Below are 20,430 nucleotides of genomic sequence, written 5' to 3'. Positions count from 1 at the left end.
AAGTGAAGACGTGGCGGCAGGGGGCCGTCACCGCACACGAGGGGGACATCCCGTCATGGGGAACACGGACGTGCGCGTGCGGGGCCTGGCCGCCCGCGCCGGCGGCTGGAGCGCCCGGCACCGCTGGGCCGCCGTCGGCATATGGGTGTTGTTCGTCGTCCTGGCCATGGGACTCGGCTCGGCGGCCGGCCGGGTCGACGTGGACGAGAGCGACCAGCTCAAGGGCGAGACGCACACCGCCGCACGCATCATCGACGACGCGGGCATCGAGCAGCCGGCCGGGGAGACCGTGCTGATCCAGTCCAAGGACGGCGCCGCGAAGGCCACGAGCGGCGAGTTCCGGGCCGCCGTCACCGACGTCGTCAAGGCCGTCGGCGCCACCGGCAAGGTCGTCAACGTGACGTCGCCGTACGACACCCGCACCATCTCCCGGGACGGCCGCAGCGCGCTGGTGCAGTTCGACATGCGGGGCGACGCGGACACCGCCGCCGATCGGGTCGAACCGGTGCTGAAGGCCGTGGCCGGGGTCCAGAAGGACCACGGCTCGCTGCGGATCGAGGAGATCGGCGGCGCCAGCATGAAGAAGCAGTACGACGACGCCTTCGGGAACGACTTCCAGCAGGCCGAGTACTCGGCGGTGCCGGTGGCCCTCGGCATCCTGCTGATCGCCTTCGGCGCGCTGGTGGCCGCGCTGCTGCCGGTAGGTCTGGCGATCACCGCGATCATGGCGACGATGGGTCTGATGGGCCTGGTCAGCCATGTGCAGCCGATGAGCGACACCGCCAACTCCGTGATGCTGCTGGTCGGTATGGCCGTCGGCGTCGACTACTGCCTGTTCTACCTGCGCCGCGAGCGCGAGGAACGGGACGCCGGGCGGGACCCGGGCACCGCGCTCAGGATCGCCGCCGCCACCAGCGGCCGCGCGGTCATCGTCTCCGGTGTCACGGTGTGCGTGGCCATGGCGGGCATGCTGTTCACGGGTCTCGCCACGTTCGAGGCGATGGGCCTGGCCTCCCTGATGGTGGTGGCCGTGGCCATGGTCGGCTCGGTGACGGTGCTGCCCGCGCTGCTCTCGCTGCTGGGCCACCGGGTCGAGAAGGGCCGGATCCCGTTCCTGGGCCGGCGTCGGCGCCGGCAGGGCGCGCCCGCGGAGAGCCGGTTCTGGACGGCCGTCCTGCGGGGCGTGCTCGCGAGGCCCGTGATCTCCGTCGTCGTCGCGGCCGGCGCGCTGCTCGCGGTGGCCGCGCCCGCGCTGGGCATGAAGACCCAGCAGCTCACGCTGGACCAGGAGTTCGGCGACACGCTGCCGATCGTGCAGACCTACAACCGCATCAACGACGCGTTCCCGGGCGGTTCCGAGCCCGCCCAGGTGATCGTCAAGGCCAAGGACATCAACGCACCCGAGGTGCGGCGGGCGCTGGCCGACTTCAAGCAGCAGGCGATCTCCTCGGGCGCCTCGCGCGGCCCGGTCGACATCAAGGTGCACGAGGCGCAGAACGTCGCCCTGGTCTCCGTGCCGCTGGTCGGCGGCTCCGACATGGACCATGCGGTCAAGAGCCTGGACAAGCTGCGTGACGAGGTACGGCCCGCCACGCTCGGCAAGGTCGAGGGCCTCGATGCGCCGGTCACCGGTCAGGTCGCGGGCAACAAGGACTTCAACGACCAGCTGCTCGGCTCGGTCGTCCCGGTCTTCGCGTTCGTGGTCGTCTTCGCCTTCCTGCTGATGCTGCTGTCGTTCCGCTCGCTGACCGTCGCGATCACGTCGATCCTGCTCAACCTGCTGTCGGTGGGCGCCGCCTACGGCATCCTCGTCGCCGTCTTCCAGCACGGCTGGGGTGCCTCGCTGGTGGGCGCGGAGGGCGTGGGTGCGGTCGTCACCTGGCTGCCGCTGTTCCTCTTCGTGATCCTGTTCGGCCTGTCCATGGACTACCACGTGTTCGTGGTCTCCCGGATCCGCGAGGCACGGATGCGCGGCCGTACGACGAAGGAGGCCATCCAGCACGGCGTGGTCACCACGGCCGGTGTCGTCACCAGCGCCGCGGTCATCATGGTCGCCGTGTTCGCGATCTTCGGCACGCTGTCCATGCAGTCCATGAAGCAGATGGGCGTGGGCCTGGCCGCCGCCGTCCTCATCGACGCGACGATCATCCGCGGTGTGCTGCTGCCGGCCGTGATGGCGCTGCTCGGCGAGCGCAACTGGTACCTGCCGAAGTGGCTGCACCGGCTGCCCGACCTCACCCACGACGAGTCGCCGGAGCCGGTCGCGGCGCCCCCGGTGCGCGGTGAGGGCGAGCGACTGAGTGTCTGATTCCGCCTGTTGACACAGGGCCCGTTGGTTTCCGGGGGGAACCGACGGGCCCTGTCGCGTCCTCTTAGCCGTCCGGACCATGCCCATCGTCCGACACGGGGGAGGACATCACATGGACAGGCGGAGTCTGCTGAAGGGCGCGCTGACCGCGCCGGCCGCCGGGCTGCTGGGTGCGGCACCGACGAGCGCGGCACCGGCGGCGTTCGACGTGTTCGTCGGCGAGATCAGTACCGGCAGGATCTACCGCTTCGACCGCAACAAGCGGTTCACCACCGCCAACGCGAAGTGGTCGTTCAAGCCGGGCGGCGGTCATCCCATGGACCACCGACCGCGCGTCACCGACGGCGACGGGCCGGTGCTGCTGATCGCGGCCGGGAGCCGGGACAGCGGGGTGGCGAGCATTCGCAGGCGCCGGGACAACGAGCTGCTGTGGTCGGCCCGGCTGGACACCTACCTGCACGGCATCGAGCGGGCCCGGGGCACCGGCGTGGTCGTCGTGGCGGGCCGGAGCAGGGGGCCCGCGCCGCACGGCGACTCAGGCGCTACGCCGGGCGGGAAGATCTACGTCTACCGGCCCACCGACCGCCACAGCAACTCCCTCGTCCTGGCCCAGAAGTTCGACTTCTTCCAGGCGCACGGCGTGCTGTGGGATCCGCAGTTGGAGCGGATGTGGGTCATCGGCGGCAGCGTGCTCCAGGCGTACCGCATCGTGACCACGGCGAGCTCCGCCAAGCTGGTCGCCGATCCCGACCACAGGGTGAAAGTCACCCGCGGGCACGACGTCCAGCCGGACTACACGAACCCCGGCCGCCTGCTGTTCACGGACACCAACGGTGTCTACGTCTACGACAAGGCCACCCGGAAACCGGCCCGGCTGCACTCCCGGCACAAGGTGAAGTCGTACGTCCACCACGTCTCCGGCGAGCAGATGTGGACCGGCGCCGCGGAATCGGCGGGCAGCGAATTCGGCACGAAGTACGTGCACTTCAATCGGACCGCAATCGCCCGGCCGATGGAGCTCGACCGTGTCGCCTCCCCGATCGTCTACAAGGCACGGCTCGACGAGTCCGGCTACCTCTGACGGCGCAGCCCGGCCTCGATCAGGTCGGCCGCCCGCCGGGTGCCGCCTTCCTCGGCCATGCTCGCCTGGATCTCCTTCAGGCGCCGGGCCACCTCCGGGTCGCCGGACAGGGCGAGGGCTGCTTCGCGCAGGCGGTCGGCAGTGGCCTCCTCGGTGGCCAGGCGACGGGCGACGCCGAGGGACCGGAGCATGTCGGCGTTGCCGAACTGGTCGGCGGCCTGCGGTACGGCGATCATCGGCGTGGCGGTGGCCAGCCCCTCCTGGCTGCCGCCCGCGCCGGCGTGCGTGACGAACAGGTCGGCCTGCCGCAGCACCGCCAACTGCGGGACCCAGCTGTGCACTTCGACGTTGCCGGGTACGTCGCCCAGCTCGGCGGGGTCGACATGCCGGCCGATCTGCAGGACCAGGTGCCAGCCGGGCAGGTCCGCGAAGGCGCGCACGCACTCGCGGTAGAAGGCGGGCTGCCTGGTGAAGGCCGAGCCGAGGGAGACCAGGGCCACCTTCTCGGCGCCGGCCGGCCGCTGCCAGTCGCCCTGGTCGGCACGGTCGCCCTGGCAGGCGCCGACGAAGGTGTGCACGCGCTCGTCGACCCGGTCGGCGTTCGGCTGGAGCGCCTTCGGGATCAGGACCAGGGAGCGGGCGGGACGGCCGACGAACGAGTCCGGGTGCTCGGTGATCCCGTTCTCGGCCAGCCAGGCCTCGAAGCGGGCGTAGTAGGCCTGCCCGCGCTCGGTCTTCTTCGGTTCCGCCCACATGGGCTCGGCGACCTCCTCCGCATATCCCTCCCAGGCCACGAGGTTCGGCGAGAGGGAGATCGCGGGGACGCCCCAGCGGTGGGCCAGAACGCGGGCCGGGTAGGAGGCGATGTCGTGCAGGACGAGGTCGGGCTCGTCACCGTCGTAGGCCCGGATCAGCTGTGGCAGCGCCTGGATCGCGTCCTCCAGGAAGGGTTCCACGTTGTCCAGCAGGGTGCTCCCCCAGGCCTCCGGGTCGGCGTCGGGCCCGGGCAGCGTGGAGGTGTACGGCACGGGCCGGGCCCCCGTCGTGGCCACCTTCTCCAGGAAGGCGGGCGGAATGGCATACGTCACCCGGTGCCCCCGGGCGACGAGTTCACGGATCACCTCCAGGCTGGGGTTCACATGTCCGTGGGCGGCGATGGAGAACATGGCGATGTGGGCAGGTGCGTTCATGCCGCCGAGGCTAGGCGAGACGAAACGTCTCGTTCAATCGAATTTCGGCGGAGGCGAATGCGAGACTTGCCGACGACCGGACACGCAGGGCACGGGACGAACGGCACGGAGGCGGACGATGGACGAGGCACGGGCGCGGGACGTACTGGCCGCGGCGAAGGTGCTGCCGGGCCCGGTGCGGGACGCGCGGCTCCTCGCCCTCGGTGAGAACGCGGTGTTCGCGGCGGGCGACCTCGTCGTCAAGGTGGGCCGTGACGCCGAACTGCTGGAGCGGGCCCGGCGCGAGCTGGACATCGCCGGCTGGCTGGCCGAGGCGGACGTACCCGCGGTGCGGGCGGCCGAGCCGAAGCCGCTGCTGGTCGAGGGGCACCCGGTGACCGTGTGGCACCGGCTGGCCGACCCCGTACGACCGGCCGAACCCCGGGATCTCGCGCAGTTGCTGCGGACCGTGCACGCTCTCCCCCTGCCCCCCTTCACGCTGCCGCCCCGCGATCTGCTGGGCGGTGTGGAGCGCTGGCTGCGGCTCGCGGGCACCGCGATCGACCCCGAGGACGCGGCCTACCTGCGGGCCCGCCGGGACGGCTTCGCCGCGGCCGCGGCCGCGCTGACGCCCCGTCTGGCGCCGGGGCCGATCCACGGCGACGCGCTGCCCCGCAACGTGCACGTCGGCCCCGACGGCCCGGTCCTGGTCGACCTGGAGACCTTCTCCGCCGACCTGCGCGAGCACGACCTGGTGGTCATGGCCCTCTCCCGCGACCGCTACGGCCTGCCCGCCGAGGCGTACGGCTCCTTCACCGAGGCCTACGGCTGGGACGTACGGGAGTGGGAGGGCTGCGGGGTGCTCCGCGGGGCCCGGGAGACGGCCAGCTGTGCGTGGGTGGCCCAGCACGCGCCGAGCAACCCCAAGGCGCTGGCCGAGTTCGAGCGCCGGGTGGCGTCCCTGCGGGAGGGGGACGAAACGGTGCGGTGGTATCCGTTCTGAGCGCCGGTCGAACCCCGTGCCCCTCAGGGAGTCTCTTCGCCCTGGATCGTGCGTGCTGCCCGCCTCAGTTCCGTCAGGACCGTGCGGACCGCCTTTCTGGCCGTGCGCTCGGGGCGGCACAGGACGTCGATGTCCCGTGTGGCCTGGACGCCGCTGAGCGGCCGGAGGACCAGTGCCGGATGCGGGCGCATGGTCCAGCGCGGCATCAGCGCGATCCCGCCCCCGGCGGCGACGGCCTCGGCGACCACCGCGAACTCGTTGATGCGATGGGCCAGACGGAGCCGTCGGCCGGCCGCCGCGGCGATGGCCTCGATGGTGGCCATGACCGGGAACCCGTCGTGCACGGTGATCCACGGCAGGTCGGCGACATCGCGCGGGGTCACCCGCCGCTTGGCGGCGAGCGGATGCCCGGCCGGCATCGCCACGTCGAGCGGCTCGTGCAGCAGGGTGGTCACGGTCACCGTGCGCGGCCAGGGCGGGGCATGGACCAGGCGGTGGGCGAGGACGAGGTCGTAGGCGCGGGTCAGCCGGGGGAAGTCCTCCTGCGGTACGTCCTCGTCGGCGAGCGCCACCGTCGGCGCGCCCGGCCCGGCGAGGCCGCGCAGCAGCAGCGGGAAGAACGCCGCGCCCGCGCTGTGGAACGCCGCCACCGACACCTCGCCGTCCGGCCTGCCGGCGAACTCCTCGACCGCGTGCCGGGCCCTTGCCAGCGCCGACTCCACCTCGACGGCCGCGTCCGCCAGCGCCTGCCCGGCGTCGGTGAGCACCAGGCGCCGCCCCTGCCGTTCGGTGAGCGGCACGGGGATCGAGCGCTGCAGCAGCCGTAGCTGCTGCGAGATCGCAGACGGCGTCACCAGCAGCGCCTCGGCGACCGCGGTGACACTGCCCAGCTCGCCCAGCTCCCGCAGGATCCTCAGCTGCCGTTCGTCCACGCCGTCAGTGTAGGACGACGATGTAGGCCAGCTAAAAGATCGTTTAAGAAAGTGGTTCTGGGCTTCAGATACCCCGGCGGTGCATCGTGGGCGGGTGACCGACGCCCGCCGTACCGACGCGGTACTCCTGCTCGTCGCGCTCGTCTGGGGTTCCAGCTATCTGTCCGCCCAGACGGCGGCGAGCGCCCTGCCCGTCCTCCTCGTCCTCTTCGCGCGCTACGCCCTCGCCGCGCTGCCCTGCCTCGGTCTCGTCGCCGCCCGGGGCGGTCTGCGCGGGTGGACCCGCGACGAGGTGCGCGTGGGGCTGCCGCTCGGCGTCACCCAGGCCGCCGTCCTGGTCGTGGAGACGTACGGCGTCGCCCACACCACGGCCGCCAACGCGGGTCTGATCATCAGCCTCACCATCGTGCTCACCCCGCTCCTCGACCGCGCCGGGCGCCGCGGCGGTCCGCCTCCCGCCTTCTTCGCCGCGGCCGGCGTGTGTGTCCTGGCCGTCGGTCTGCTCATGTCCGGAAACGGCTTCCACGCGCCTCGCCTCGGGGACCTGCTGATGCTCGCCGCGGCCTGCGTGCGGGCGGTGCACGTGGCCCTCGTGGGCCGGCTCACCGCGGGCCGGGCGATCCGCCCGCTGCACCTGACGACGGTGCAGACCTTGGTCGGCACCGCGCTGTTCCTCGTACCCGCCGCCCGCGGCCTTCCGGCGCTGGCCCGAGCCGACGCGGCGACCTGGACCCAGCTGGTCTATCTCGCCCTCTTCTGCAGCGTGTTCGCCTTCCTCGTCCAGACCTGGGCGGTGCAGCGCACCTCCGCCAGCCGGGCCAGCCTGCTGCTCGGCACCGAGCCCGTCTGGGCCGCGGCGGTGGGCATCGCCCTCGGCGGCGAACATCTCACCCCGCTCACCGCCCTGGGTGCGGCCCTGATGGTCACCGGCACCTACTGGGGCCAGGCCGTGGAACGCGCCCACCGGACCGCCGAGAACGCCGCGACCGCCCTCGGTCCCGGTACCACCGAACCAGCCGACGCATCCGCGCCCGCCGCATCCCCTGAGAGGACAGGAGAAGAGGCCCCATGCCGGACCACGACACTTACCAGCAGCTGATCGACCTGCTCGACGCCTCCCGCGTCGACTACCGCCTCATCGACCACGCGCCCGAGGGCGCCACCGAGACCGTCAGCGCGCTGCGCGGCCATCCGGTGAGCGAGGCCGCGAAGTGCATCGTGCTGCGGGTCAAGGTCGACCGCCGCACCACGCACCACGTCCTCGCGGTCGTCCCCGGGGACCGACGGGTGGATCTGGATGCCGTGCGGGCCCTGTTCGAGGCCCGGTACGTCGGCTTCAGCGACGCCGAGACCGCAGAGCGGCTCGCCCGCTCGGTGCCCGGCACCGTGCTGCCGTTCAGCTTCGATCCCGAACTCGAACTCGTCGCCGACCCGGACGTCGTCGCCCGGCCGCGGCTGTTCTTCAACGCCGCCCGGCTCGACCGCTCGCTCTGTCTCACCGGCACCGACTACGCGCGGCTCGCCGGCCCGCGGGTGGCCCGCATCGCGAGCCCCGCGCCTGCCTGACCTGCCCGGCTCAGACCTTCTCGTCCGCCAGACCCGCCGGCTCCCGCAGCGGCCACACCCCGTCGACCACCGCGTCCGCATCCCCCTTGCGGCGCAGGAACGCCTGGAAGTCCGCCGCCCACTCGGCGTACCAGTCGATCTGTCTGCGGTGCAGTTCCGCCGGGCCCAGGGACGCGATCTTCGGGTGGCGGTCGGCTATCGCGGAGGCGAGCCGGGCCGCGGCGAGGGCGTCGGCCGAGGCGTTGTGGGCGGCGTCGAGGACTATGCCGTACTCGGCGCAGACCGCTTCCAGGTTCCGCTTGCCGCGGCGGTAGCGGTCGACCCAGCGGTCGATGGTGTAGGGATCGACGACCGGGGCCGGGGCGGGGCCGCCGAGCCGGTCGGAGAGCGACGGCAGGCCGTACCTGCGCAGCTCCGCGGAGAGCAGGGTGAGGTCGAAGGCCGCGTTGTAGGCGACGACCGGGACACCCGTCTTCCAGTAGGAGACCAGGACGTCCGCGATGGCGTCGGCGACCTGGTCGGCGGGGCTGCCCTCGGCGGCCGCGCGTTCGTTGCTGATGCCGTGGACCGCGACCGCGTCGGCCGGGATCTCCACGCCCGGATCCGCCAGCCATTCCCGGCGCCCCAGGGGCTCACCGGCCCTGACCTCGATCACCGCGCCGGTCACGATGCGCGCCTCGTGCGGATCGGTCCCGGTCGTCTCCAGGTCGAAGCCGATCAGCAGCTCCCGGTGCCAGCCCATGGGCGGCCCCCCTTCTTGGTGGTGCTTTCCCCCAGTGGCCTCCACCATCGCACGCGGCACTGACAATCCGAGGGCCGCGCTCCGCTTGCCGGGGTGGACGGCTCAGGACACCGGGCGCGAATCCACCCAGGCCAGCTCGAATTCCTCGCGGTATGTCGGGAAGAGTCCGGGTTCGACAACATCGTCCGACTTGACCAGCCGGCTGCCGTTGCGCAGCACCAGCACCGGCGACTCCATCCCGCGCGCCCCGCGCAGATAGGACTGCACCACGGCGATGCCGTCGGCGCCGTCGCCGTCCACCAGGTAGGCGGTGAAGCGGGGTGTCTCGTCGTAGACCTGGATCTCAAAGGCGCCGGGGTCGCGCAGCCGGGACCGCACCCGGCGCATGTGCAGGATGTTCATCTCGACGGACCGGCTCAGTTCGCCCCGTTTCATCCCGAGTTCGCGCTCACGGCGCTTCACCGCGCTGGAGGCCGGGTTGAGGAAGAGCAGCCGCACCCGGCAGCCGGACTCGGCGAGCCGGACCAGGCGGCGTCCGGAGAAGTTCTGCACCAGCAGGTTGAGGCCGATGCCGATGGCGTCGAGGCGGCGGGCGCCCCCGAAGATGTCCTCGGCCGGGAACTGGCGCATCAGACGCACCCGGTCGGGGTGGACGGCGACGACGTCCGCGTACCGGTCGCCGACCAGGTCCTCGACCGCGTCGACCGGCAGCCGGCGCGCGGAGGGCACGTCGCCGCCCGCGCCCAGCGTCTCCAGCAGCCGGGCCGAGGCCCGCTCGGCCTGGTCCAGGACCGCCCCGGACAGGGCCCGGTTGCGGGAGACGACGTTACGGGTCACCTCCAGCTCGTCCAGGGCGAGTTCGAGGTCGCGGCGCTCGTCGAAGTACGGCTCGAAGCACGGCCAGTGCTGCACCATCAGCTCGCGCAGCTGCGGCAGCGTGAGAAAGCTGAGCACGTTGTCGTCGGCAGGGTCGAGCAGATAGCCCTTGCGGCGGCTGACCTCGCGGACGGCGACCGCCCGCTGCACCCACTCCTGTCCGGCGGGCCCGGCCGCGGCCACCACCCACTCGTCGCCGTGGACGGGTTCGTAGATGGGGCGCAGCACGGCGGCCACGACCGCGCGCAGCCGCTGTTCGACGAGGTTCAGCCAGATGTAGGCCCGGCCGGCCCGCTGGGCGCGGGTGCGCACCTCGAGCCAGGCGTCGGCGTCCCAGTCCAGTTCCGGCCCGATGGACCCTGTCGCGTCCATCGGGCGGGCCAGGGACACCGCGCCGGGCGGGACGTCTGTGGAGTTTCCCTCGTGACCCTCGTCACCAGGGGGCAGCTCCAGCCCTCCCGAGCCCACCCGTGCACCGCCTTCCGCCACCCCGGGCCTTCCCCGTCTCAACGATCAAGGAAGGGTACTCCGGGAGCGGTCGGCGGTGCAGCCGGATGGACAGGTCGGTTTCTCAACTACGCGGCCGCCAGTGGCCGTTCTGCCACGCCAGCGCGTCCGGAGTGAGCGGATTCATAGCCGTGACGTCCCTCGGGGAGATGGCGAAGCCCTGCCAGTGGATCGGCATGGGCTGCTGGTCCTCGTCCCGGGGAATGTGATGGAAGCCGACGTTCATCCAGACCACCGGGTGAGTGAGCGTCTGGCCGTTGACCCACTTGTCGACGGACTTGCCCGCCCCGGCCGGGCAGGCGCCCGGGTTGTTGCTGGCGAACTGCTCGCACTTGTTGTACTCGGTGAAGTACACGTCGTGCTTGGTGAAGCTGCGGCCCGGGTACTTCGTGGTGGGGCCGGGGACGATCTCGTACGAACGGGCGTGCCCGTCCTTGTTCTTGCCGGTCGCGCTGACCATCCGCCACCAGCGGTAGGTCTTGGAGTCCCCCGCGAGTTCCTTGGTGACCTTGGTGCGGGTGGTCTTGTTGGTGGGCGCCTGCTGGCCGTGGGCTGGGGCGGTGACGGCCGAGTCGTACTGCTCGACCTTCGTCTTGGAGGAGCCGTCGAGGCCGAAGTCCAGCCGCCAGAAGACGTTGTGGCTGTGGCTGGTGGCGGAGGCCTTGGCGCCCTTGCCGATCGGCCAGCCGCGCCCGTCACCGGCGTCGTAGTCGTCGTAGGACAGGCTGCCGGTGGCGCCGACGTTCATGTTGACGGTGCCGTCGTCCTGGAAGCGCCACTCGGTCATGTACTCGTACCAGCCGACCTGGTTGACCGTGTAGACGAGCAGGTCCTTGCCCTGCGCCTGGAAGACCTTGTTGGCGCTGTCGCCCTGCATGCGGTAGGCGTGGCCGCGCGAACGCGTGGTCGTGCACAGGCCGTTGACGTCCGGGTGCTGCGGGTCCCAGGCGTCCGGGACGCGAACGCTCTTGATGGTGCCGCCCGGACACTCGCCCGGCGCCAGGTTCATCAGGCCCTGGGCGAAGCCGAAGCCGGTCAGGTCGTCGTACTCGACGCTGCCGTCGTCGTAGGGGACGTCGATCTGGGCGAGGCGGGCGCTGTTGAGGACCTTGATCGGCTTGGTCTCGCCCTTGGGCTGGTACGAGACGTTCTCCAGGACGAGGCCGGCCTTGCTGTCGTAGCGCCAGCACATCCGCCAGGTGGTGCCGCTGGAGAGTTTCTGCTCGATCTTGTAGGCCGCGCTGCAGTCGGCGGCCGCCGCGGGCGCGGCCTTGGGCTGGGCGACGGCCGGTCCGGCACCGGCCGTCGCACCGGCGGCCAGTGCCGCCACGGTGACGCCGACGGCCGCCCGCGCGCGGGCACGGCTGATTCTCCGCGGCCGGAGGCCGCTGATCGAACGCTGTACGGGCATGACGAAGAGGCTCCCTTGCAGGACGAGCAAGTTGGAAAAGTGAACGGTGGGCTGCGGTCGCTCAGCGGCGGTCGAGCTTGGCGACCTTGCCGGCGCTCAGGTCGACGACCAGCCACCGGGCGTCGATCCAGGGGCCGTTCTTGATCTTCGGGAACAGCCGCACACAGCGGTGTTCACCGCACTTGTCGAGCACGGCGGGCTGGCCGCCCGAAGTGGCCCGGTAGACGGCGCCGTTGAGCAGCAGCTGGTCCGGAGAGGTCAGCTCGTGGCCGGTGGCGTCCTTGTAGTCCGCCTTGAGGTCCGCGCCCAGCGGGTCGGCGATCAGCAGCTTCGCCGCCTCGGCGTTCTCGGCACGGCTCAGCGGCGGCTGGACGCCGTGCTGGGTGCCGGTGTGCTCGACCTTGCCGGTGTCCAGGTCGACCGTCTTGGTGACGAGCGTGTCGGTCTTGTAGTCGTAGAAGGTCACGTCGGCCCGGCGCGGCGCGTTCGGGTCGTCCAGTTCGTTCGCTTCCGGGTCGGCCAGGTCGACGCTCAGGCGCTGCGGGCCGCGGCCGCCGTCGACGTTCTCGCCCGTGTTCAGCAGCTGCTGGTTCATGGCCAGCTTCGCGACGCGGTTGATCTCGTCGTCGGTCAGCGGGTCACGACCCGTGCCCTTCTTCCCCTCGGCGGGCGCCTGCTCCACGACACCCGGCTGGACCGCGTCCGAGCCCTGTCCAGCCTGCTGCGCGGCCTGTGTGCCGTTGCCCGGTCCTCCCGATTCGTCGGCCCCTGCCGTGCCTGGCAGCGTGATCCCCACCATCACCGCGGTCCCGGCCACCGCCAGGGCCGCGCCCGCCACCACCTTGCCCAGATGGCGGTGCACTATCTCGCGCACATCTTCCCCCTACTCCCCCAACGTCCCCGGGAGTACGTGTCTGCCCCACTGGTTCGGCACACGGCAGGTAGTGCGTTCGCCGCATGCACTGGTCGGCCGGTAAGAGGGGCGTAAGTCACAGGAGGTTCCCTCACTTTCGGGCAGACTCGGAGTCAACGCGGCCCCGGCGGGGCGGCACACCTGGAAGAGTCGTGTCCATGCAGGTCTGGCCTGGCGAGGCGTATCCGCTCGGCGCCACCTATGACGGCGCCGGAACCAACTTCGCGGTCTTCACGGAGGCCGCCGACCGAGTAGAGCTGTGTCTGCTGCACGACGACGGCTCGGAGACGGCGGTGGAACTGCGCGAGAGCGACGCGTTCGTGCGGCACGCGTACCTGCCGGGCGTCATGCCGGGACAGCGGTACGGGTTCCGGGTGCACGGCCCGTACGCCCCCGAGCGCGGACTGCGCTGCAACTCGGCGAAGCTGCTGCTCGACCCGTACGCGAAGGCGATCAGCGGGGCCGTCCAGTGGGGCGAGGAGGTGTACGGCTACCACTTCGGCGCCCCGGAACGGCGCAACGACCTGGACTCGGCGCCGCACACCATGACCTCGGTGGTGATCAACCCGTACTTCGACTGGGGCGACGACCGGCTCCCGCGCACCGAGTACCACCACACGGTGATCTACGAGGCCCATGTGAAGGGCCTGACCATGCGCCACCCGGGCCTGCCGGAGGAGCTGCGCGGCACGTACGCGGCGCTCGCGCACCCGGCGATCATCGAACACCTGACCAAGCTCGGTGTGACGGCACTGGAACTGATGCCCGTACACCAGTTCGTGAACGACCACCGGCTGGTCGACCTGGGCCTGAGCAACTACTGGGGCTACAACACCATCGGCTTCTTCGCCCCGCACAACGCCTACGCCTCCTGGGGCGACCGCGGCCAGCAGGTCCTGGAGTTCAAGTCGGCGGTCCGTGCCCTGCACGAGGCGGGCATCGAGGTCATCCTGGACGTCGTCTACAACCACACGGCCGAGGGCAACCACCTGGGCCCGACGCTGTCCTTCAAGGGCCTCGACAACCCGTCCTACTACCGCCTCGCGAACGATCCCCGCTACTACACGGACACCACGGGCACCGGGAACTCGCTGCTCATGCGGTCCCCGCACGTCCTCCAGCTGATCATGGACTCGCTGCGCTACTGGGTCACCGAGATGCACGTCGACGGCTTCCGCTTCGACCTCGCGGCGACCCTGGCCCGGCAGTTCCACGAGGTGGACCGGCTCTCGTCCTTCTTCGACCTGGTCCAGCAGGACCCGGTGGTCTCCCAGGTGAAGCTGATCGCCGAACCGTGGGACGTGGGCGAGGGCGGCTACCAGGTGGGCAACTTCCCGCCGCTGTGGACCGAGTGGAACGGCAAGTACCGCGACACCGTCCGGGACCTGTGGCGGGGCGAGCCCCGGGCGCTCGCCGAGTTCGCCTCCCGGCTGACCGGCTCCTCGGACCTCTACCAGGACGACGGCCGCCGCCCGCTCGCCTCCATCAACTTCGTGACCTGCCACGACGGTTTCACGCTGCACGACCTCGTCTCGTACAACGGCAAGCACAACAAGGCCAACGGCGAGGACGACCGGGACGGCGAGAGCCACAACCGGTCCTGGAACTGCGGCGTCGAGGGCGAGACCGACGACCCGGCCGTGCTCGGGCTGCGCGCCCGCCAGATGCGCAACTTCGCCGCCACGCTGATGCTCTCCCAGGGCGTGCCGATGATCAGCCACGGCGACGAGTTCGCCCGCACCCAGCGCGGCAACAACAACGCCTACTGCCAGGACAACGAGCTGTCCTGGGTGGACTGGCCCGAGGACGGGGACGAGAGCCGGGACGGGGACGAGGACGGCGGCGACCTGCTGGAGTTCGTCCGCGCGATGGTCTGGCTGCGCCGGGACCACCCGGTGTTCCGCAGGCGGCGCTTCTTCCACGGGCGGCCGGTGGAGGGCACCCACGACGAGCTGTCCGACATCGCCTGGTTCACCCCCGAGGGCACCGAAATGACCCAGCGGGACTGGGACTCGGCGCAGGCGTCCGCGCTGACGGTGTTCCTCAACGGCAACGCGATCTCCGAGCCCGGTCCGCGCGGGGAGCGGATCGCCGACGACTCCTTCCTGCTGATGTTCAACGCCTCACCCGGGCCGCTGGACTTCCTGGTGCCGGTCGACCACGGCCGGCAGTGGCAGGTCGTCGTCGACACGGCCCGCACCGAGGGGATGCCGCCGGGAACGGGAGCGAAGGTCGCGGCCGGCGACCGCATCGCCCTGCCGGACCGGAGCCTGACGGTGCTGCAGCGGCCGGCCTAGGTTCAAGGGGTCGTGCATTTACGCGATTTACTGGTACTCGCCGGTAGTGTCCAGGTATTCGGCATCATGCGCACGGTCTGGTCGGACGATTACCGTCCTGAAGCGTGACAAGGAGTGCCGCTCGTGTCTGAGACGCAACCGTACGGCCTGCCATCGTCGCTGTGTCTGCCGCTACCACTGCCCTATGGGCCGGATCCGGCCTCGCTGCGGCTGGAGGGCGCGCGTGAGCCCGGCCGGAGCTGGGCCGTGGCCGCGGCAGCCCTGGCTGCCGGTGAGCCGCGGAGGGCTCGTGCCGTCCTTGAAGCGCTGGATGCCTCGATGCACACCCGGCCGCCTGAGTCCGCTGCGGTCACCGAAGCCTTGCTCGGCGCGGCCCGGGCCCTGGAACTTGACCATCGCCCCGGCGGGTGGAGCAACTCCCGTAGGGACACACGTCTGCTCAGGGAATCCGCGCTGATAACCACGCGGGGTGGTCAAGCGCTGGGCAAGGCCCCCGCCGGGCTCCCCTGGCTGCTCACCTTCGTGGCCGGCATCGTCCTTCCCGCAGTGTTGTCCGTGCAATGCAGCCTGGGTGCGGCGGCGGACGCGGACGTCCATCCTCTGGGAACCCAACCGGACGACCTTTCCCTGGACTTGGTCCGAGTGGTGGAAGAAAGACTGCTCGATGACCGTTTCACCCAACGTGAGGACGACCACCCTCTCTTCGCGTCGGTGAGTGCCGCCCTTCGCCTCCTGACAGCGGATCTGTGGCGGTGGGCCGGAGTTCCGGATCAGGCTGTGGAGCGCTACCAAGCCGCCCTCGGCGCGGCCCCGGCAGGTGACCTCGCCTTCCACGGCTGGGCGGCGATGGTCTCCGGGGACTGGGCTCTGGGCCTGCAAGGGGGCGCGGAACAACGTCGCCCCGCCGAGGACCTGCCGGTCACTGCGGACCTCGGCTCAGCTGATCGGTTGTGGACCAGGTCGGCGCGCCTCTACCGCAGAGCGCGCTGCCGTCGGGGCGTGGCCGCTGCCCTGCTGCGCCGTGCCCACGTTGCCCGGCTGCGCGGCGCGGCCGCCGACCGCAGCGGATTCCTGCACGAGGCGGAAACGCTGGCCGCCGAGGCGGGGGACGGTGCGCTGCATGCTCTCGTTCAGGTTCACTCCTGGCTCGACCGGATCGAGGACGGCACCGACGTTCCCGACACGGTGTGCGAGACCGTACGGGAATGGGGTGCGACGGTCGGCAACGCAGGTTGGCTGCAAGGTCTGTCCGCGCTGGTTTCCGCACAGGCCACGCGGTGGAGTTCGGCGGGGGACGCCCCGCGCGCCGCCCAGGCTCAGCATGTGGCTGACGCGCTCGTCGGGAAGTCGGCCGCCGGGGCTGCTCGGCACAGCGCCGAGGGCGCCAGGCACCAGCTGTCGGCGGCAGTGCTTGCCGAGGAAGAACTGGCCCGGTGCGAGGCCGCCTTGGCACAGGCTCGCGAACAAGACCGTGACGGGGATCGACACCGCCTCGCCTACTCGGACGCCAGGATGGCCGGTCTCGGGTTCACCAACGCCGCCGTCGCCCTGGCCGACCCCGATCTGCTTGCCCTGGCCGCCGACCGCAGCGAGCGGCTGTTGGAGGCGGCCCCGCAGCGAGCGCAGCCCCGTCCGCCCGCCGAGCCGTCCGCAGAGGATGAGGCCGAGCAGCCTGACTTTGACGAGGGAGCCGTTGCCTCGCCCGAGGGTGCCCGGGCCTACGCCGCCTACTGTCGGGCTCGGGCTGCAGCCATGGCCGGATCGGACGAGCGGGCCCAGCTGTTCGCGCAAGAGGCCCTGGACCGGGCGCTCCGCTGCGGGGACTCCATGACGATCCTGTCCACCCTTGTTCTTTTACGCCGTATGGACGAGGCCCGTGAGCTGGTCGACTGGCTGGAGGCATCCGAGGCGCTGGACCCATGGCTGCTCACCTCTCTGCGGCTGTTGTTGGGACAGGCGCCGGAGGCCGCGCGTGCCGCGCCTGGCCTGGATGCGTTGACGCAGGCCGTCGAGGACCGGCCCTGGGAGCTGCCGAGGCTCAAGGCCGAAGTCGCGGCATCGAACGGCGACCACTCCGCGGCGCTGGGGCTGAGCGAGGAAGCCCTCGCCCACTACGAGAGTCATCGCGCCCGGCTGGCACGGGATGTGCTGCGCAGTTCCGTGGCGAGTGACGCAGCGGTGATGAGCCTCTATCACACCGCGCTGCTGTCCCACCTGGCGCTCGACGGTGTCACCCGCGAGGGGAACGGTGCCCGTGCGGGCGGCCCCGGCGCCCGGGCCGCCTTCGCTCTGGCCGAGCGTGTCCGCTCGGGATTCCTCGACAGCGTCCTCGCTCTGGATGTGGCCCGGGGACCGGCGGAACAACGCGCGGTACGGTCCTGGCTGCGCGCCGACTCCCGCTGGTCCGCCGTGTACGAGGACCAGGTGGCGCGCCTGCGCCGACGGGGCCCCGCAGGCCCGGCCGACGCCGCTGCCGTGGTCGCGCCGTCGCCTGGTGCCGCGGAACTCCGCGAGCGCGCCGAGCGGGAGCTGGCCGAGGCCGAACGCGCCGTCCGGCAGGTCGCCCCTGCGGCGCTCACCGCCTGGCGCGGTGTGGACCGCGTCACTGCCGAAGCAGTGGCGGCGGCCCTCCCACCGGGTGTTCTGCTGCTGCAGTACCACTTGTTCGGTGAGGACCTCGTCGCGTGGGCGGTCACCCGCGAGCGGCTGCGTGTCGTACGGACACGCCAGTGGGCAGTGGCCGGACACGGGCTCGCCCGGCGTTTCCATTCCTGGTGCTCGGGCCTGGGCGGCGCCCGGAGCGCCGGCGCGGATCTGGCCGAGCTGCTGCTGGCGCCTTTCGCCCAGGAGCTGCGCGACCATCAGCGGGTGCTGCTGGCGCCGCCCCCAGCCCTGTTCCTGGTGCCCTTCCAGGCCCTGCCGTGGGACGGGGGCGTACTCGGTGACCGTCGCACGCTGTCCTACCTGCCCGCCGCTTCCGTACTCACCCGCCGTCCTCCTGGGCTTGCGACCTCAGTCGCGTGGAACGCTCTGCTGGTCGCGGATCCGGCCACCGACCCGGCGGCCCACATGGCACCGGTCCCGGGCACCGCCGTCGAGGTGCACCACGCGGCCGCTCTCCTTCCCGGGGCTGATGAGCTGACCGGCTCCCGCGCCACCCTCGACGCGGTCACCCGGGCGGCCGCCGGACGCGGGATCCTGCACCTGGCCACCCATGGCACGGTCGACGAGCTGTCACCCAACCGCAATCACCTCGTCCTTGCCGGCCGCGACAGGCTGAGCGTCGGCGACCTGTACGGCCTGAGCACCGACGCCGGTCCGGAGCTGCTGGTGTTCTCCGGCTGCCACACCGGCCGTGGCACCGCTTCCGGAGGCGATGTCCTCGGACTGGCGCGCTCGGCTCTGGTGGCCGGCGCCCGTCATGCAGTGGTCTCGTTGTGGCCCGTGGACGACATCAGCGGCTGCCTGACCATGATCCGCATGTACCGGCACCTGGCGGCCGCCCGCCCCCACCTTCCCGACGGCCCCGGCCCCGGCGTGGCTCAGGCCCTGGCCGAGGCCCAGCGTGAGGTCCGCGCGATGACAGCAGCGCAGCGGGACGCCGAATACGCAGCGTTGGCAGCCGAGGCGGACCGCCCGCAGCCCGCCGGGGACGGACGCGGCACCGTGCGCGACAGCGGCCCGGCTCGCCGGCTCCCACCCGAGCACCCCTTCCACTGGTCCCCGTTCATCCACATCGGCACCCAGGAGGCCACGGCATGACGCTGCGCGCCCTGCTGATCGGCGCCCAGACCTTCGGCCTGTCCGGGGTGCACTCCGATGTCCAGCTCATGGAACAGGTGCTCCACGGCCGGGGCTTCGAGGACATCCGGACGCGGGTCGACGACGACGCCTGCTACCACGCCATCATCGAGTCCCTCGACGCGCTGGCACGGGACACCGGGCCACAGGACGGGGTCGTGCTGTACTACTCCGGCCACGGCTCGCTCCAGGACCGGCCCGACGCCGCCGAGCAAGCCCGCGCGCGTCGGTCTCCCTATCTGCACTACCTGGTGCCCACGGACCTGAGCGACACCACCAGGGGCGATTTCCGCGGCCTGCTGGTGGAAGAGCTGACCGCCGCCGTCCGCGGGCTGACCGCGATCACACCCAACGTCACCGTCGTACTGGACTGCTGCCATGCGGGCGGCGCCGTGCGCGACCCTCAGACGGCCGTCCGGTCCGTCAGCCAGGACGTCCCCCCGGATGCGGCTCTGGCCCGGGCCGACCGGTTGTTCGCCACCGAGCTCTCGGCGCCGGACCCCTCGGTCGTACGGCTGACCGCCTGTCAACGGCACGAGCGGGCCTATGAGGCGCCGAGCCTGCGCCGGCCCGGCAAGCGGCACGGGCTGTTCACCGAGGAGCTGGCTCATCTGCTGGCCGCCACCCGGGAGCACCCGGTTCCCTGGGCCGTGCTGATGGCCCAGGTCCAGGACCAGGTGGCACAGCGCATGCCGCAGCGCCCGGACCTCGGCGGACCGCACTCCGCCCGGCTGCCGTTCTCCACGACAACGACAGCTCATGCCCGCCAACTGCCGCTCCTGTGGCGCGGGCACCGACTGGTGGTGCCCGGCGGAGCAGTGCTGGGACTGGCGAAGGACGACGTCGTGGCCCTCACCGCGCCAGGTGAAGCCCCTGACGAAGCGCCACGGGCCGAGGTCACGGCGGTCCTCGGCGCCGACGCCGAGCTGGAGCCACCTCCCGAGTCTCCGGAGCCGGACGTTCGCGCGGTGCTCGTTCGCACCCACGTCCGCAAGCACATCGCTCTGGACGGGGACGGGCCGCTGGTCGATGCTCTGCGGCCGGCCCTCTCCCGTTCGGCCGGACTGGCGGAAGCCGGGCCTGTCGACCGGCCCTTCGCCACGGTCCGCACCCGGGACTCCTCCGTGGTCGTCACCGACCGCGCCGGGTTCGCCTTCCGCGCTCCCGTCCCGGACGATCCCTCCTACCTCGAACATCTGCTGAGCTTGCTGGAAGAACTCGCCAGAGGCGAACGCCTCCGCGCCTTGCCGGACGGTGTCGGCGAGGCGCGGCTGGACGCCGAAGTCGAAGCCGTGTTCGAGCGACTGTCACACGGCCGGCCGCCGCAGCGGCTACGCTCCGGCGACCGGCTGACAGAGGGTGATCAGTACCGCGTCCAGGTCGTCAACCACTCTCCGTATCCGCTCTTCCTGTGGTTGCTGGACGTCGGGCTGAGCGGACGTACCGCGCTGGTGACCCATGACGAGCCCAGCGGCTGCCTGCTGCAGGCAGCAGGCCGGGCGGGCGACGTGTGGAACTCCGGCTGGGTCGACATCTACTGGCCGCAGGACGTGCCCTACGACGGGCCCCGCCCCGAAACCCTGACCGTCCTGGCAGCCGACCGCGCAGCAGACCTGTCTTCTCTGGCCACCCCGGGGTGGTTGGCGCAACGGGGATCCGTACCCGCATGCCTGGAGCGCGTGGCCGGCGAGATCCTCACCGGTACTAGGGACGCCGGGCCGGCACTGGCCGATGGCTTCCGCTACAAGGTGCTCCGTTGCGACACCGAAGTAGAGCCTCGGCCTCCTGGCGATGACACGAAAGACGGCGGGCTGGGTACGTAGG

At 71.5% G+C, this 20,430-nt stretch carries 14 protein-coding genes; 8 read left to right on the top strand and 6 right to left on the bottom strand.

Annotated features, from left to right (window positions below):
• Nucleotides 1-55 precede the first annotated feature (55 nt).
• Nucleotides 56-2,308, top strand: a complete 2,253-nt coding sequence (locus ACFY3C_RS25435) for an MMPL family transporter (protein WP_390772347.1) — start codon at nucleotides 56-58, stop codon at nucleotides 2,306-2,308.
• 112 nt (nucleotides 2,309-2,420) lie between these two features.
• A complete protein-coding gene (locus tag ACFY3C_RS25430; protein ID WP_390772346.1) occupies nucleotides 2,421-3,389 on the top strand; it encodes a hypothetical protein in 969 nt (322 codons plus the stop codon).
• Here ACFY3C_RS25430 and mgt read toward each other — a convergent pair.
• On the bottom strand, nucleotides 3,380-4,579 hold the full coding sequence (gene mgt, locus ACFY3C_RS25425; protein ID WP_386575575.1) for a macrolide-inactivating glycosyltransferase: 1,200 nt from the start codon (nucleotides 4,577-4,579) through the stop codon (nucleotides 3,380-3,382). The two genes, ACFY3C_RS25430 and mgt, sit on opposite strands and share 10 nt — an antisense overlap.
• Before the next feature lie 118 nt (nucleotides 4,580-4,697).
• Here mgt and ACFY3C_RS25420 point away from each other — a divergent pair, with 118 nt between their 5' ends.
• A complete protein-coding gene (locus ACFY3C_RS25420; protein WP_390772345.1) occupies nucleotides 4,698-5,561 on the top strand; it encodes a phosphotransferase enzyme family protein in 864 nt (287 codons plus the stop codon).
• A gap of 23 nt (nucleotides 5,562-5,584) precedes the next feature.
• Here ACFY3C_RS25420 and ACFY3C_RS25415 read toward each other — a convergent pair whose 3' ends face one another.
• Nucleotides 5,585-6,493, bottom strand: coding sequence for a LysR family transcriptional regulator (locus tag ACFY3C_RS25415; RefSeq protein WP_386575578.1), 909 nt, complete (start codon nucleotides 6,491-6,493; stop codon nucleotides 5,585-5,587).
• 94 nt (nucleotides 6,494-6,587) lie between these two features.
• On the opposite strand from ACFY3C_RS25415, the gene ACFY3C_RS25410 reads away from it, so the two are divergent.
• Nucleotides 6,588-7,592, top strand: coding sequence for a DMT family transporter (locus ACFY3C_RS25410; RefSeq protein WP_390772344.1), 1,005 nt, complete (start codon nucleotides 6,588-6,590; stop codon nucleotides 7,590-7,592).
• Nucleotides 7,562-8,059, top strand: a complete 498-nt coding sequence (locus ACFY3C_RS25405) for a YbaK/EbsC family protein (RefSeq protein ID WP_390772343.1) — start codon at nucleotides 7,562-7,564, stop codon at nucleotides 8,057-8,059. The genes ACFY3C_RS25410 and ACFY3C_RS25405 overlap by 31 nt, the downstream gene beginning before the upstream one ends.
• 10 nt (nucleotides 8,060-8,069) lie before the next feature.
• On the opposite strand, the gene ACFY3C_RS25400 is transcribed toward ACFY3C_RS25405, so the two are convergent.
• From ACFY3C_RS25400 to ACFY3C_RS25385, 4 genes are all read right to left on the bottom strand, one after another.
• Entirely contained in the window at nucleotides 8,070-8,801 is a 732-nt protein-coding gene (locus ACFY3C_RS25400; RefSeq protein WP_390772342.1) for a 3'-5' exonuclease, read from the bottom strand.
• 102 nt (nucleotides 8,802-8,903) lie between these two features.
• Nucleotides 8,904-10,145, bottom strand: coding sequence for an SAV2148 family HEPN domain-containing protein (locus ACFY3C_RS25395; protein WP_390772414.1), 1,242 nt, complete (start codon nucleotides 10,143-10,145; stop codon nucleotides 8,904-8,906).
• Between the two features lie 103 nt (nucleotides 10,146-10,248).
• A complete protein-coding gene (locus ACFY3C_RS25390; RefSeq protein WP_390772341.1) occupies nucleotides 10,249-11,595 on the bottom strand; it encodes a copper amine oxidase in 1,347 nt (448 codons plus the stop codon).
• Nucleotides 11,596-11,656: 61 nt separating this feature from the next.
• Nucleotides 11,657-12,469 carry a Tat pathway signal sequence domain protein gene (locus ACFY3C_RS25385; RefSeq protein ID WP_390772340.1) on the bottom strand — a complete coding sequence of 271 codons (813 nt, stop codon included), beginning with the start codon at nucleotides 12,467-12,469 and terminating at the stop codon, nucleotides 11,657-11,659.
• 197 nt (nucleotides 12,470-12,666) lie between these two features.
• Here ACFY3C_RS25385 and glgX point away from each other — a divergent pair, with 197 nt between their 5' ends.
• From glgX to ACFY3C_RS25370, 3 genes are all read left to right on the top strand, one after another.
• Nucleotides 12,667-14,805: a glycogen debranching protein GlgX gene (gene glgX / locus ACFY3C_RS25380; protein WP_386575586.1), complete on the top strand. Its 2,139-nt coding sequence runs from the start codon at nucleotides 12,667-12,669 to the stop codon at nucleotides 14,803-14,805.
• 777 nt (nucleotides 14,806-15,582) lie between these two features.
• Nucleotides 15,583-18,567: a CHAT domain-containing protein gene (locus ACFY3C_RS25375; RefSeq protein ID WP_390772339.1), complete on the top strand. Its 2,985-nt coding sequence runs from the start codon at nucleotides 15,583-15,585 to the stop codon at nucleotides 18,565-18,567.
• Complete coding sequence (locus ACFY3C_RS25370; protein ID WP_390772338.1) at nucleotides 18,564-20,429, top strand: caspase family protein; 1,866 nt, start codon at nucleotides 18,564-18,566, stop codon at nucleotides 20,427-20,429. The genes ACFY3C_RS25375 and ACFY3C_RS25370 overlap by 4 nt, the downstream gene beginning before the upstream one ends.
• Nucleotide 20,430 lies beyond the last annotated feature (1 nt).

The organism is Streptomyces sp. NPDC001410, assembly GCF_042895235.1.
GTDB lineage: Bacteria > Actinomycetota > Actinomycetes > Streptomycetales > Streptomycetaceae > Streptomyces.
This window is presented reverse-complemented; position numbering and strand designations above follow the sequence as displayed.

What these genes read in the sequence shown, in the direction of transcription:
- ACFY3C_RS25400 (WP_390772342.1), bottom strand. Translation starts at nt 8,801, where the DNA reads ATGGGCTGGCACCGGGAGCTGCTGATCGGCTTCGACCTGGAGACGACC.
- ACFY3C_RS25435 (WP_390772347.1), top strand. Translation starts at nt 56, where the DNA reads ATGGGGAACACGGACGTGCGCGTGCGGGGCCTGGCCGCCCGCGCCGGC.
- glgX (WP_386575586.1), top strand. Translation starts at nt 12,667, where the DNA reads ATGCAGGTCTGGCCTGGCGAGGCGTATCCGCTCGGCGCCACCTATGAC.
- ACFY3C_RS25370 (WP_390772338.1), top strand. Translation starts at nt 18,564, where the DNA reads ATGACGCTGCGCGCCCTGCTGATCGGCGCCCAGACCTTCGGCCTGTCC.
- ACFY3C_RS25390 (WP_390772341.1), bottom strand. Translation starts at nt 11,595, where the DNA reads ATGCCCGTACAGCGTTCGATCAGCGGCCTCCGGCCGCGGAGAATCAGC.
- ACFY3C_RS25405 (WP_390772343.1), top strand. Translation starts at nt 7,562, where the DNA reads ATGCCGGACCACGACACTTACCAGCAGCTGATCGACCTGCTCGACGCC.
- mgt (WP_386575575.1), bottom strand. Translation starts at nt 4,579, where the DNA reads ATGAACGCACCTGCCCACATCGCCATGTTCTCCATCGCCGCCCACGGA.
- ACFY3C_RS25420 (WP_390772345.1), top strand. Translation starts at nt 4,698, where the DNA reads ATGGACGAGGCACGGGCGCGGGACGTACTGGCCGCGGCGAAGGTGCTG.
- ACFY3C_RS25430 (WP_390772346.1), top strand. Translation starts at nt 2,421, where the DNA reads ATGGACAGGCGGAGTCTGCTGAAGGGCGCGCTGACCGCGCCGGCCGCC.